Genomic DNA, 13,938 nt, shown 5'->3' on the forward strand with positions numbered 1-13,938 from the left:
CTGAAAAGACTGGGGTTCTTTTGTTTATAGATACCACGTGTTCGCCATGCGGGCTCGGTTCGTCGCCTTTCTTTATTTGAACCCCAGTCTGAAAAGACTGGGGTTCTTTTGTTTATAGGTTCGACGTGTTCGCCATGCGGGCTCGGTTCGTCGCCTTTCTTTATTTGAACCACAGTCTGAAAAGACTGGGGTTCTAAAAACTCTTTAACGAGTGATCCTTACGATCAAACCCAAAAATCATGCTAACCGTCATAAACTCAAAGCTACCCATGCGCAACAAAGCGATTACAAGGAATTTCTATGTGAACCACTTGGGTTTTCAAGAATTGGGTAGTGCTGACTTTGACGGGTATTGGATGGTGCAAAAAGACACGATTGAAATTCATTTTTTTGAGTTTATAACCATTGATTCTGTTGAAAATTACGCTGGAGTTTACATTCTGGTGCAGGATTTGAAATTGTATATAAAAACTTCTTGAACAATGGCGTTGCCATTCATCCCCAAGGTCCTTTGGAAATCAAACCTTGGAAACATAAGGAATTTTCAATATTGTATCCAGATTATAATTTATTGACTTTTGGGTAAAGTTTGTAGTGAATCTGCAGTCGTAAAAAAGCAATTTAGTATTTTTACACTTGAATTAAGGAAATAAAAAAATGAAAATACTACTCCTCGGCTCAGGCGAATTAGGAAAAGAATTTACAATCGCAGCACAACGCATTGGGCAAATCATAATTGCGGTGGACAGTTACGAAAATGCACCCGCCATGCAAGTTGCCCATGATTTTGAAGTGATCAACATGCTCGACGGAGAAGCCCTAGACCGCATCGTTGCCAAACACCAACCTGATTTCATTGTTCCCGAAATAGAAGCCATCAGAACCGAGCGTTTTTATGACTATGAAAAGCAAGGAATTACCGTAGTTCCTTCGGCGAAAGCGGCAAACTTCACGATGAACCGGAAAGCGATTCGGGAATTAGCATGTAAAGAATTAGGATTAAAAACCGCAAATTACCGCTACGCCACTACTGCCGCGGAATTACGGAAAGGCGTTATAACCGTTGGAATGCCGTGTGTCGTCAAACCATTAATGTCTTCGTCCGGAAAAGGACAATCCACCATAAAAACCGAAGCCGATATCGAAAAAGCATGGAAGTATGCCGTGGAAGGTTCCCGTGGCGATGTCGTAGAAGTGATTGTAGAAGCATTTGTCAAATTCAATTCGGAGATTACTTTATTAACGGTGGTACAAAACAATAATCCGACACTTTTTTGTGCGCCAATTGGCCATAGACAAGAACGTGGCGATTATCAGGAAAGCTGGCAACCCGCCAGAATTTCCGACAAGGATTTGTACGAAGCGCAAGACATGGCCGAAAAAGTAACCGAAGCTTTGGGCGGCGCAGGACTTTTTGGAGTCGAATTTTTCTTGACTGATGACGGCGTTTATTTCTCAGAATTATCGCCTCGACCACATGATACCGGAATGGTAACTTTAGCCGGAACACAAAACTTTAATGAATTTGAATTGCATTTACGCGCTATTTTAAGTTTGCCTATTTTTGAAATCACATTAGAAAAAGTGGGAGCCAGTGCAGTCATTTTAGCTTCGGAAAACTCTACAAACCCAACGTACTCCGGTATCGAAAAAATTGCGGCTTTACCTAAAACGGATTTCAGAATCTTTGGCAAACCAACTTCAAGACCCTACCGCAGAATGGCAGTGGCTTTAGTAAGTGATACCGTAGAAACTCCAATTGAAGAAGTGGTAGAAAAAGCAAAAAATGCAGCAAGGTTGATTACCGTGCATTCGTAATTACATTTAATAAACTTCCAATATTATACCGAAAACAAGATGAAAAAAAATTCGCTAAATCAGTGTTATCAGCGTTCCTTTTTATCATCTTGTGAATTATCACCTAACCATTCGAAAGTTCTTCCGGAACCTTTAAATACCTTTGATAAAAAAATACCGATGTCTAATTCTATCGTAGACATCCTGAATAATGATTACCCACACTGCCTTCAAGGGAAAGTTTGCAAAGGAAAAAAATATTTGCTTACACATAGGATTTCCAAAAATGAATGAATACTGCCTCCATGGTCACAATAAATTCGAGAAAGAACCGGGTTATTTTCATGGTGCAATGTATGTTAATTATTGTCTGGCGGTAGCGCAAAGTATTGCCACATTTGGCCTTGCTCAATTCTTTTTTGCTGAAAGTTTTGATTGACGAATCATTTCAATTATTGCAGTTGTCATTATTGAAATGGCTTCTATTAACATTCCTCTTTCCAGATTAATATGAATTTACATGTTTAAAAATTATTCGATGTAAAAAACGAGTATCTTAGCTAAAGCAAAAAATAATCAATTATGAAAAAGTTATTATACTTAACCCTTTTGTTCGTTGTAACATTAGCAAGTGCTCAGGATAAAGATAAAAAAGAAGAACCAAAACCACAAATTGTTGAGGCTGCTTGTGGTCAATGCCAGTTTGGAATGGAAGGACACGGTTGTGAATTAGCCGTTCGTGTGGATGAAAAATCTTATTTTGTTGATGGTAGTTCAATCGATTCGCACGGAGATGCACACGCCAATGACGGTTTTTGTACAACAATACGAAAAGCCGAAATTGTTGGTAAAATTGTAGACAATCGATTCAAAGTAACTTCTTTTAAATTACTGCCAAAAAAATAAAAAAAGGGCCTTAAACATTTGTTTTAGGCTCTTACTATTTATTTCGATTTCATACTCGATTTTAGATTGACATTCTCAAAACTCGAAATGTCTATTACTTCCTCCAAATCAACATCAAAAGAAATTTTCACACTGTCACCCACAATTGTTACCGGCAATTGATTGGATATTTGTGACGAACCCACAAAAATATTAGGATAATCTTTCACCTTAAAATAATAAAAACTATTACCGTTTTTTACATCATTTTGGTTTCGGGTCACTACGGAATTCAATACTTTTTTATTGGAAACACTATTCGAATTTATTTTATTATCTGCCATATTATATACGTTTTTAAACGAAGTCAAGGTTTCCCGCATTGTATTGCCGACGCCTACAATCGTGTAATCTGAAATAGCCACCATCGCAAACATTTTAACTAATCCGCCATCATCTTTCAGTGTCATCACATAGGTAGGAATGTTATTAATATTGTACGGAATAGACAACGACGCTTTATATCCTTTCTCCTGAACTTTCCCTTGTGCCGAACTTTGAGCAGCAAATTCTGTTGCGCCGCCTTGTTTGTAAAAGGTAGTTTCCTTGGTTCTGGTATCTACCAATACAAAACCTACAGCAGATTCTTCTTTGCCCACCGAAGTCAATCCGGTGTACCAATAAGCTTTGTTGTCTTTTCCATATACCAATGTCATTCCTTCTGTAATTTGCAGTTTATCCTGATTAGAAAAATTCCAATAGCCGTGAACATATTCACCCCAATCATTCAACTGATTTTCTATAAAATCCAAAGGCTGAATTCGATCCACCCATTTTGGCGTTTTAGCAATTGAATATTCATTTATTGCCCCAGATTGTGCATCAACCACAATAACTCCCGTAGCTTCTTTTCCTGAAAAACCAATTTTTTTCACATATTTAGTGACAATCCAAAACGGATTTCCAGCATCATCAATTTCAAAACTAAAATCAGCCAGACCAACAGTAGCATTTCCATTAAAATAAACGTGTCTGTGAATGTCACTTTGAAAGTAAGCGCCTTGCTGGTATTTAATCTTAATGTTCTTCCCTCCTACACTCTGAACTAATTTCACATCACGTTCATTGGTTGCAGAAACCATAACATATCCCGCAGTTCCCTCTTGGTTGTTAAACCATTTCAAAAAACCAGAATGTAATAATGGAGCAACCCAGTACAAGTTATTGTTCACCTTTTGGATACAAAAATCCCCCAATTCTACCTGACTTCCCAAAGCGGGTTGAGAACCTAAAATTTTCTCTCCCAAAAGATGGGCTAGTTCCTCATCGACCACACGGATTTTATCAATTGAAATTGGAGCAATATGATTCGTAATTTTTTGTCCGTTTTTAACCTCGCCTATTAATTTTTGATACGAATCGCTTCGGAACATTTTTAGGCTGGTTATAAAAGGAAGCGCAACACAATACGCTAAAAGCAATCCTACCAAAACAAACAAAATCTTGTTAGGTTTGGAAACAATCTTGACTTGCTTTGTTTGCTGAGAAATAGTCAAACCAACAGAAAATAAGATCCCTATTACTAACAACAGTAATAAAATAAAAGCAAAACCAGTAAATCCATAATTGATTACCGGAAGGTTGCCATAAAACAATAAAAAACTAAAAAGGAGTAAGAAAGCTATTGATAAAATCTTTTTCATAAAACTAAGTTTTAAATATTAGTCTTTAATACTCCTAAATGTTACACTAATAAAAGTGTCAATTTTAAAGAAAACAATAACCCTATTTACAATACCGCAAAAAACAGTATTTTTGCATTCTGATTGGAATTCATTTTTCAGTCTTTAATTTTTTTCAATCTTTAAAATAAAAACATGAAAGCATACGTATTTCCAGGTCAAGGCGCGCAATTCTCAGGAATGGGTAAAGACTTGTATGAAAATTCTGCTCTCGCAAAAGAATTATTCGAAAAAGCCAATGCAATTTTAGGTTTCCGCATCACAGACATCATGTTTGAAGGAACAGCCGAGGAATTGAAAGAAACCAAAGTGACACAACCAGCCGTTTTCCTCCATTCGGTGATTTTAGCAAAAACATTAGGGGAGGATTTCAAACCAGAAATGGTAGCGGGACATTCATTGGGTGAGTTTTCAGCTTTAGTAGCTAGTGGTACTTTATCTTTTGAAGACGGCTTGAAACTGGTTTCTCAAAGAGCTTTAGCTATGCAAAAAGCCTGCGAAATAAAACCATCGACTATGGCGGCCGTTTTAGGATTGGCTGACAACATTGTAGAAGAAGTTTGTGCTTCGATTGACGGAATTGTAGTCCCTGCAAATTACAACTGCCCAGGACAATTAGTGATTTCAGGAGAAACATCAGCAGTGGAAAAAGCGTGTGAAGCGATGAAAGGCGCTGGTGCAAAACGTGCATTATTGTTGCCTGTTGGAGGTGCTTTTCACTCTCCAATGATGGAACCGGCTCGTGAAGAACTGGCCGCAGCTATTGAAGCAACAACGTTCTCAACTCCTATTTGTCCGGTATATCAAAATACAACAGCCAGTGCAGTGTCAGACCCCGCAGAAATTAAGAAAAACCTAATCATTCAATTGACAGCTCCCGTAAAGTGGACACAATCAGTACAGCAAATGATCCAAGACGGAGCAACCTCGTTTACTGAGGTAGGCCCTGGAAAAGTATTAGCAGGATTGATCGGGAAAATTGACAGAGACGCTGTTACCGCTAATGTATAAAATAGTGGTAATTGGTGTCCAATAAACGAAATTTCCCCAGACTTATGTTTGTAGCGATTTTGTTTATCTTTATACGATGAATGTACTCAATTATCAATTTTTTAAAATGAAAATATAATGAAAAAAGCACTTTTAGGATTAGTATTTGTTGCCACTTTAATGACTTCTTGTAAAGAAGAAACAAAAGAGGAAGTGAAAGAAGCTAGAGAGGCCATTAGTAATGAAATGGAAGGAGCTATCGATACTGCGGCGGTAAAAGTTGATGCTGCCGCTGATTCTACCAGAATAAAAGCAGGAGAAATTCTTAAAAAAGGAGCTGACAAAATAAATCAGGCTGCTGAAAAACTGAAGGAATCCGGAAAAGAATAATTCAAAAACAAGGCTGCCCGGAAAGTAATTTCCAGACAGCCTTGTTTCTAAATTGAGTATACAAGCCCTCATCTAGTTGCGTACTGTAAATTAATAAAGAGGTACAACGTTAAATCTTGGAAAACCGGGTTAAATTTCAAGAATTAATTTAAACAAAAATAAGCTTAAATAGTTCATAAAATTACGATTATACCCGAAGTTATCGGGTGCTCAAATTCTTTATCGCGCACAAAATTCAAATAACCAAAGTCATTTAATTTTAGAGGTTAGTTTGGTTCTACAATTGATAACCCTCAATTTTTTTATTCGAATATCTTAAAGTCATATTGAAGAGACTGATATTCATTTGTTTTATCTTTTTTTGTATCTAAAGATATATTGTCGAAATAATCAATCTCTAACCTTAGCTCTTGAACTGTTGATTTGTAAATATTTTTTTGAAACCTAGATAAATAAATGTAGATTAGCTTACTATTGAAGGAGCAAAATTTCCTTTATATTATTTCAAATGAAATGGATTACTAGAGAACGCCCTAAAATTGATAGAATAGCCAGTCCTTGGTTGATCAAAACTTTTGTAGACAAAAACGCTGAATTTATTTATGTCCCATTCAGTGATGTTTTGAATAAAGCAAAAGAATTTGATGCCATTCCTTTTGATATTCCTAATGTAGAATACACACATTATGAAGAGAAAAGCACCTTTGATTATATTGTAAAAAAATATAAAATTAAAGACCCAGCTATTTTAATTATAGCTGATATTGTACGAGGAGCAGACACAGATAGACACGATATTGCAAAAGAATCAGCGGGACTTTTGGCAATTTCAGCGGGACTTTCTTATAATATTACAGATGATTATAAGTTATTAGAAACAGGAATGGTTATTTATGATGGGCTATACAGTTGGGCAACACATTTGTACAAACAAAATCATTTGCAGAATAGTCCTTTTGAAAACCTGCTGCACGAAGTTTACAATAAATTTTTAAAGGAAAAGAAAAAAAACAAAAAGAAAGCTCCGGCTTGGGTCAAAGATTTGAAAAAAATTATTCAGGATCAAATAGACAATCAATTTACTTTTGACCTAAAAAAAATTTCTAGTGACTTGGAGATTAACCCTTCTTATTTATCAAGAGAATTTTCAAAATATTTTGGAGACCTCAATTTTGGAGACTATGTTAGAAAATTACGAATTGAAAAAGCAATCGCCCTTATTCAGAATTCAACGTACTCTCTTACTGAAATAGCTTATATGACCGGCTTTTCAGACCAAAGTCATTTTACGAGGATATTCAAAATACATACAGGGAAAAACCCTTCTTCCTACCGAAAAAAAAAGCAAAAAAGTAATTCAAATACAAAAAGTAAATAGCATTCTATTTATTCCTATTTCTCCCCTGTAATTTTGTAAAAAATACAAACTATTATGATTTTTTTCAAATATTTTCTGCTTGTTGCTATATTAGTGTTTTCTATACCTGCAATTGGGCAAACAACTTATCCGAAAATTACGGGATATTTTGGGATATTGCATCCCATTGTAACGGTAAGTCCGGATGGAACTAATATCAATTTTAGAGATTATTATGCTCTGGGTTTCCCAACTGGAATCAATATTTGGAAAAGTCCAAAAATTGGGTTCTCATTTGAAATTGTACCCAATATAAGAGCAGAAAACGGAATTAGTAAAGTGAATAGTTTATTATTTCATCCTGGCGTACTAGTAGCACTTGGAAACGGATACACCTTTGCAGGCAGAGCGGCATTTGAGACTAATGGTAGGTATGGCATAACTCCAGTATTCAACAAAACGATAATAAAAAACACCAATAGCAGTTATTATGTTGCCATTCCTTTGCCAGTTCGGTTTGGCAATGATCATCCTTCCACTTTTACTGTGGCTATCCAATTTGGTATCGCCTTTTAAAACTACTTAATTTATGAAAGGAAACACTACATATACGTTAAAAATGCTAGCTGGTTATTTTAAAAAAATTAGGTTATTCAGCCTTCAGAGGTCCATTGCCACTAGTCAATTACGTGCACCTGAGATCTAGTCGAAGAAAAAAGAGATTTCGGAAAAATAAATTTAGAGTCATTTCAAAAAAAGGCACAGCATAGTATTACGAACATAACGACGACAATACATGCCGTTTTATCAATACTTGTATTGATCTACATTAAGGAAACACAAGAACGAACCTCATTTTGATTTCCGCAATAATAGGACTAATTTTAAAAATAATTTAAACGCTAAAAAAATGAACAGAAAAGATTTCTTAAAATCGAGTAGCTTGTTTGGAGCAGCAGCATTAGTGCTTCCGACTACAAACACGTTTGCTAAAAATTTAGCAGACAATTCCATTGATAAATTGGTAGATGCCAATGGTAATTATATTCAACAAACGTTGCCTTACAGCGAAAGTTTTTTGGAACCCTACATGGATGCCGAAACCTTGCACCTGCATTATACTTTTCATCACGGTGGCGCAGTAAAGGGTGCTAACAAAGATTTACAAATGATAAAGAAAGCATTGGATGAAAACAATTTGGAAACTGTTGATTTTTGGACAAAAAAGCTCTCCCATCATTTTTCATCTCACATTTTACATTCTATATTTTGGACTAATCTTACCAATAAAAACACATCACCCCAAGGTAATTTGCTAAAACGAATAGAAAAAAGTTTTGGTAGTTTCGATAGATTGAAAGTTCTAATTGCTGCCACCTCAAAAAATGTTGACGGCAACGGTTGGGGAATTCTTGCGTATCAACCTTACAGCGATAGCCTGGTAATTTTACAATGCGAAAACCACGAAAAACTTACGCAGTGGGGAGCCATTCCGATATTGGTTATTGATGTTTGGGAACACGCCTATTATTTAAAATACAAAAATAAACGAACCGATTTCGTAGATGCTTTATTCAATATCATCAATTGGGACAATGTGGCGATGAGATTGAACGATGCAGAAAATTTGATGAAATAAAATAGTAATAAAAACCAACTAAGTAACAATCATTGTATAATATCGTATTTTAAAATTAGATAAAATAACCTAACAGATTGATTTTAAACTACTGTTTACAACATTACTACTTTTTTGATGACGTTTAAAGTTTCGACTTACTTATCCTATACGTTTGGCTACTCGGTTTAAAATAAGTAGAAGTCTTTTAGAAAGATGAAAAAAATATTTTCCTGCCAGTAACCCTTCAAAAAAGAATGGTTAATTAAAATCGAATTAAATTATAAATTGTTATTTCTTCAAATCGTGCATAAAATGGTTAGAAAACAGTTCCTAATCGCCCACAAAAAACTTCATTATTTTTAATGAAGTTTTTTTATGCCTTTTCTTTAATTTACCACCCCTGCGTCAACCCGTTTTTAACAACCTCTTCGTATTTTTCTTTATCAAAACGGTATAAATTAGGGGCTTTGTGGGCTACATTACTTTTCTTCTCGTCCAGCTTATTTAATATCCCAATTGCCATTATCTTACGTAAAAAATTTCTACGGTCGAGTTTTCTGCCTAATATTGTTTCATATAATTTCTGCAACTCGGGAATCGTGAATTTTTCGGGTAATAAATTATAGCCTACCGGCATTAAATTCAATTCCATGCGAAGCGTTTCTAATGCTTTATCTAAAATTTCCTTGTGATCTAAAACCAATTCCGGCACCGCATTATGGTCAATCCATTCCACCGTTTCATTGTTACCCTCAGGTTGCGGAATCATTTTTAAAAAATCAACCAAGGCATAATACCCAACGGTTACAAAACGACTGGCAAACCATTTGCCTTCCGCTAAAGGTATTCCGTAAAAATCTAAAACGGTATTACTGACATCAACATTACACCTTCTGGCTGCTCCAAAAGTTGAAAATTGTCTCAGAAAAATCCCCCTTAGTCCCGTTCTACCATTCAAAACAGTGACGGCAGCCTGATCAATATCTTCGGTTATGGGCACAAAACCACCTGGTAAAGCCCATTTATCACTGTACTTTGTCTTTATCAATAACACTTTTAGCTGATTGTCATGAAATCCAAAAATCACACAATCTATTGATAAGCCGGGCTGATAGTTTTCCTTATTGTCTAAAATATTTTTTAACATGTACTTATTTTCTGATAATTAAAACATAATTTATTAGTGTTGCAATTTAGCTCATTTTTTTAAGAAAATTAAAGAACAACACTTTTTCAAAACTCTCAACGCTGTGTTTTTCTTTTGAAAAGAAAAAACACTGCAATAATAGTACAAATCGATTGTGTAAAAACACACCTATACTAAAAATAGCCTAAAAAAAATTATTAATCAAAAAATTATACAAAATGCATTACGAATCAAATAAATATGCACAATGCTTCAAAATAATAAATTTAATTAACGAACCCAATAATTCAAAAACAACCCAGTAAAAGACGAAAAAAAATGTTTTTATTACTTTTTGGACTGACATTAGTCTCCCAATCGCATGCTCAAGATGTAGATTATCGCGCTAAGGCAAAAAAACTAGTAGCTAAAATGAGTTTAGAAGAAAAGCTTTTTTATGTTCTGGCAAAACCGATTAGTCCACAAAAGCTGTTCAATACTGGATATTCCTACTATTTTTACGACGGATGGACCGCTTGGTTTGCGTAAAGCAGAAGGTTTTGACTTTACTAATAGTGTTCCTTCCATTTGTTTTCCGACTGCATCGGCACTTGCTTCGTCCTGGAATCCAGCATTGGTACAAAAAATGGGTGAAACCCTAGAAATCGAATCTCAGACTAACGATTTTCAAATAGTATTAGACGCCGGAGTAAATATGAAGCGATCGCCTCTTCTCGGAAGAAACTTCGAATATTTTTCTGAATATCCAGTTTTAGCCGGAGAAGTTGCTGTTAGTTTTATTAATGGTCTTCAAAGTCATGGTGTGAGAACTTCCATGAAAAATGCCATCATAACTTTAATATGATGGCATTTTTATTAAAAAAAAATATTTTTTAATTACAAAAAATCTAACGTTCGTTCCAGTGCCATTCCTCTCGATCCTTTTATCAAAATAGTACTATTGTTGAATATTATCATTGGTAAATCATTAGAAAATTCCTCAAATGTACTATAGAACCAAAAGTTGTTGTTTTCAAGTTTATTGGTATAAAATGCTGCACCTATAAAATAACATTTCACTTTATCTTCGTTCAAAAGAAGGTCAACTATTGCTTTATGTTCTTGCTGACTTTCCTGTCCCAACTCAAACATATCTCCCAAAATCATAACCTTATTTAAATCCTCTAACTGTAGAAAATTCTCAATAGCTACAGCCATACTACTCGGATTTGCATTATAGGCATCTAGAATTACTTGATTAGTTCCTTTTGTCAACAACTGTGATCTGTTGTTTTCAGGTACATAGCTTTCTAAAGCTTCTTTTATTGCGATATCATCGATACTAAAATACTTACCAATAGTGAGCGCTGCATTGATGTTATTGGCATTATACAACCCAATCAGGTGGGATTTTATTTCCAATCCGAAATAACATATTTCTACAAAAGGATTTGCCTTAATCGAAGTAATATTAACATCCGCATTTGTTTTATTTATACCAAAAGTAAATGAGTGCAACCTTTTTGATTTTTCAACTTGAATTGTATCTTCCAAATTAACAAAAGCAAGCTTGTCTTTTTTTGAAAGGTATTGATACATTTCGCTTTTGCCTTCAATAACGCCCTCTACACCACCAAAACCTTCTAAATGGGCTTTGCCAAAATTAGTGATATACCCATAATCCGGTGTTGCTAATTCACATAGAAATTCAATTTCTTTTTTGTGATTTGCTCCCATTTCAACTATTCCTATTTCAGTTTCTGAAGTAAAAGAAAGCAATGTCAATGGAACCCCAATATGGTTGTTTAAATTGCCAACGGTTGCTTTGGTTTTAAATTTTTTCGAAAGTACAACCTGAATAAGTTCCTTAGTGGTTGTTTTTCCATTACTTCCCGTAAGCGCAATTATGGGCAATTTCAAATATTCACGATGGTATTTTGCTAATTTTTGCAGCGCGACCAAACTATCTTCAACTAAGATAGTCCTTTGATCAATAAAATAAGATTCATCATCAATTATAACATACGCAGCTCCTTTTTCTAATGCTTCTTTTGCAAAAGTGTTAGCATCAAAACGCTCTCCTTTTACAGCAACAAATAAGGAGTTTGGCTCAATCTTGCGGGTGTCAATTGAAACTGAGTTGCATTGCAAAAACAAACTATGAACGTAATTAATATCCATTTGAAACGATTTAAAAAAACAAAAGCCCTAATCAAAGGGCTTTTGTTTGTATTTATATAAAAATTAATTTCTGGCTGATCTTTTTTTATCTGCTTTTGCTCCTACTCGAGACATCGCACATCTAAAACCAATGTAATCTGTGGCCATGTCCTGCGGAAAATACCTTCTTTGAGCCGGATCTAACCAATAGGCTCTATCCCTCCAGGATCCTCCTTTGTAAACTCTGACATTGTCATTTATCAAAGTTGTTCTTTTGCTTGATTTATCATATTTCCTAACCATGTTCCCTAAACTGTCCGTAGTCACATTGTGTATTGGGGAGTTATACATGTTTTTTTCTTCTTTCGTTTTCTCGTCATCTGATTCTGAATCTCCAAAATTATAATATCTAGTAGATTGTTTATCTCCATCTCTGTAGTTAATATTATCACTTTTATTAAAATTTTGTCTCAGATAAGTCTCTTGTTCGTCAACGGGTACCTGAGCGATTTGACCTGGAAAGTTTCTGGCAATGATTTTTCCATTGCTTAAAGTATCAAATTTCATATTGTCTTTAGTGACAATTTCTACTTTGCCATCTTCACCAATTTTATTTTTAGTGTATTGATTCCCTCTGAAATAATTAAAATCATTTGCTTCATTATCGATAATAGGTCGGTAAACATCTTGAACCCACTCAGCTACGTTTCCGGCCATGTCATACAATCCAAAATCATTTGCAGGATATTTTTTTACTTCATTTGTAATGTCAGCCCCATCATCAGACCAACCTGCAATTCCGCCGTAATCACCATTTCCTTGCTTAAAATTAGCTAATTGATCCCCTTTGCTTTGTCTTTTGCCGGAACGCGTGTACCCGCCTGACCAAGGATATTTTTTTTGCCCTTTGTATATGTTATATTCTCTTTGTCCCACATCGGCTGCAGCTGCATATTCCCATTCCGCCTCTGTAGGAAGTCTGTATTCCGGTAGAAGAATTCCGGAAGAACGCTGCGCATAAACATTCTTTGGTTCTACAACCGTCCCATTTTTTCCAGTTTTAGGAGTTTTTCTGGCTCCTTTTCTTCCTTTTAATACAATATCTTCATTTCCTCCAAAAGCCAAGGTCGGTGAATTTAAATAGGTTTCAGTATCAAAATTGCTGTCTGCAGTCACATCTAGTGTTTTTGCATTCTTTTTAAGGTATCCGTTTTTTTCCAGAAGCGCTTCATTTACACGTTGGGTTCTCCAATTGCTAAATTCGACGGCTTGAATCCAATTTACACCTACAACAGGATATTCTGCATAAGAGGGGTGTCTTAAGTAATTATTGGTCATTGTTTCATTATAGCCCAATCTATTTCTCCAAACTAAAGTGTCTGGCGAGGCGCCTTCATATATATATTTATAATTTTCTTCCGTCGGTGGATAAACATTTTTCAACCAGTCTAAATAATCCAAATACATTGAATTTGTTACCTCCGTTTCATCCATATAAAAAGATTGGACATGTTGTTGCGTTGGGGTGTTATTCCAATCATGCATAACATCATCCTGCACTTTGCCCATGGTAAATGTACCTCCTTCAACAAAAACTAATCCCGGACCCGCTTCTTGTTTTTTATAATTTGAACCTGCTTTTTTACTGTCCATATTCCAGCCAGTTGCTCTTGAAGTATTCTTTGAGCTAGATTTTTTACTGCAACTGGAAAAACCAATAATAAACAGGATTGATATTAACAATCGTAAGCTCATAATTCTGTTTGCTTTCATACTCTTTAGTGGGTAATAATTTTAGTGGCGCAATATAATAATTATCAATTAATCAACATCGATCTTTCTTATTATTTTCAAAAAACCGATTTTAACA

The 13,938-nt window shown here is 35.1% G+C and carries 14 protein-coding genes; 10 read left to right on the plus strand and 4 right to left on the minus strand.

Annotated features, from left to right (window positions below):
• Window positions 1–239: 239 nt before the first annotated feature.
• The 4 genes from EKM00_RS09110 to EKM00_RS09125 all read left to right on the plus strand — a co-directional run bounded on the left by EKM00_RS09110 (window position 240) and on the right by EKM00_RS09125 (window position 2,703).
• Window positions 240–479, plus strand: a complete 240-nt coding sequence (locus tag EKM00_RS09110) for a VOC family protein (protein ID WP_370453930.1) — start codon at window positions 240–242, stop codon at window positions 477–479.
• Between the two features lie 178 nt (window positions 480–657).
• Window positions 658–1,818 carry a formate-dependent phosphoribosylglycinamide formyltransferase gene (purT, locus tag EKM00_RS09115; protein ID WP_126515968.1) on the plus strand — a complete coding sequence of 387 codons (1,161 nt, stop codon included), beginning with the start codon at window positions 658–660 and terminating at the stop codon, window positions 1,816–1,818.
• Between the two features lie 190 nt (window positions 1,819–2,008).
• Window positions 2,009–2,236, plus strand: coding sequence for a hypothetical protein (locus tag EKM00_RS09120; RefSeq protein ID WP_233592270.1), 228 nt, complete (start codon window positions 2,009–2,011; stop codon window positions 2,234–2,236).
• A gap of 143 nt (window positions 2,237–2,379) precedes the next feature.
• Window positions 2,380–2,703, plus strand: coding sequence for a DUF6370 family protein (locus EKM00_RS09125; protein ID WP_126515969.1), 324 nt, complete (start codon window positions 2,380–2,382; stop codon window positions 2,701–2,703).
• Window positions 2,704–2,741: 38 nt separating this feature from the next.
• On the opposite strand, the gene EKM00_RS09130 is transcribed toward EKM00_RS09125, so the two are convergent.
• Window positions 2,742–4,385 (minus strand): hypothetical protein, encoded by a 1,644-nt coding sequence (locus tag EKM00_RS09130; protein ID WP_126515970.1) that lies wholly within the window; start codon window positions 4,383–4,385, stop codon window positions 2,742–2,744.
• A gap of 174 nt (window positions 4,386–4,559) precedes the next feature.
• On the opposite strand from EKM00_RS09130, the gene fabD reads away from it, so the two are divergent.
• From fabD to EKM00_RS09155, 5 genes are all read left to right on the plus strand, one after another.
• Window positions 4,560–5,435 carry an ACP S-malonyltransferase gene (gene fabD / locus EKM00_RS09135; RefSeq protein WP_126515971.1) on the plus strand — a complete coding sequence of 292 codons (876 nt, stop codon included), beginning with the start codon at window positions 4,560–4,562 and terminating at the stop codon, window positions 5,433–5,435.
• A gap of 117 nt (window positions 5,436–5,552) precedes the next feature.
• The gene (locus EKM00_RS09140) at window positions 5,553–5,804 is read left to right on the plus strand and encodes a hypothetical protein (protein WP_197037213.1); all 252 of its coding nucleotides are present in this window, start codon (window positions 5,553–5,555) and stop codon (window positions 5,802–5,804) included.
• A gap of 508 nt (window positions 5,805–6,312) precedes the next feature.
• Window positions 6,313–7,182, plus strand: coding sequence for a chromate resistance protein ChrB domain-containing protein (locus tag EKM00_RS09145; protein WP_126515972.1), 870 nt, complete (start codon window positions 6,313–6,315; stop codon window positions 7,180–7,182).
• Window positions 7,183–7,236: 54 nt separating this feature from the next.
• Window positions 7,237–7,737, plus strand: a complete 501-nt coding sequence (locus EKM00_RS09150) for a hypothetical protein (protein WP_126515973.1) — start codon at window positions 7,237–7,239, stop codon at window positions 7,735–7,737.
• A 334-nt stretch (window positions 7,738–8,071) separates the two neighbouring features.
• Window positions 8,072–8,800 (plus strand): superoxide dismutase, encoded by a 729-nt coding sequence (locus EKM00_RS09155; RefSeq protein ID WP_126452624.1) that lies wholly within the window; start codon window positions 8,072–8,074, stop codon window positions 8,798–8,800.
• A 373-nt stretch (window positions 8,801–9,173) separates the two neighbouring features.
• Here the strand turns inward: EKM00_RS09155 and EKM00_RS09160 are convergent, their stop codons facing one another.
• On the minus strand, window positions 9,174–9,929 hold the full coding sequence (locus EKM00_RS09160) for an NUDIX hydrolase (RefSeq protein WP_126515974.1): 756 nt from the start codon (window positions 9,927–9,929) through the stop codon (window positions 9,174–9,176).
• Between the two features lie 436 nt (window positions 9,930–10,365).
• Here EKM00_RS09160 and EKM00_RS09165 point away from each other — a divergent pair, with 436 nt between their 5' ends.
• Entirely contained in the window at window positions 10,366–10,773 is a 408-nt protein-coding gene (locus EKM00_RS09165) for a glycoside hydrolase family 3 N-terminal domain-containing protein (protein ID WP_126515975.1), read from the plus strand.
• A gap of 32 nt (window positions 10,774–10,805) precedes the next feature.
• Here EKM00_RS09165 and EKM00_RS09170 read toward each other — a convergent pair whose 3' ends face one another.
• On the minus strand, window positions 10,806–12,089 hold the full coding sequence (locus tag EKM00_RS09170; protein WP_126515976.1) for a UDP-N-acetylmuramoyl-tripeptide--D-alanyl-D-alanine ligase: 1,284 nt from the start codon (window positions 12,087–12,089) through the stop codon (window positions 10,806–10,808).
• Between the two features lie 63 nt (window positions 12,090–12,152).
• On the minus strand, window positions 12,153–13,841 hold the full coding sequence (gldJ, locus tag EKM00_RS09175; RefSeq protein ID WP_126452634.1) for a gliding motility lipoprotein GldJ: 1,689 nt from the start codon (window positions 13,839–13,841) through the stop codon (window positions 12,153–12,155).
• Window positions 13,842–13,938 lie beyond the last annotated feature (97 nt).

It is taken from the genome of Flavobacterium sp. RSP15 (assembly GCF_003968755.1).
Classification (GTDB): Bacteria; Bacteroidota; Bacteroidia; order Flavobacteriales; family Flavobacteriaceae; genus Flavobacterium.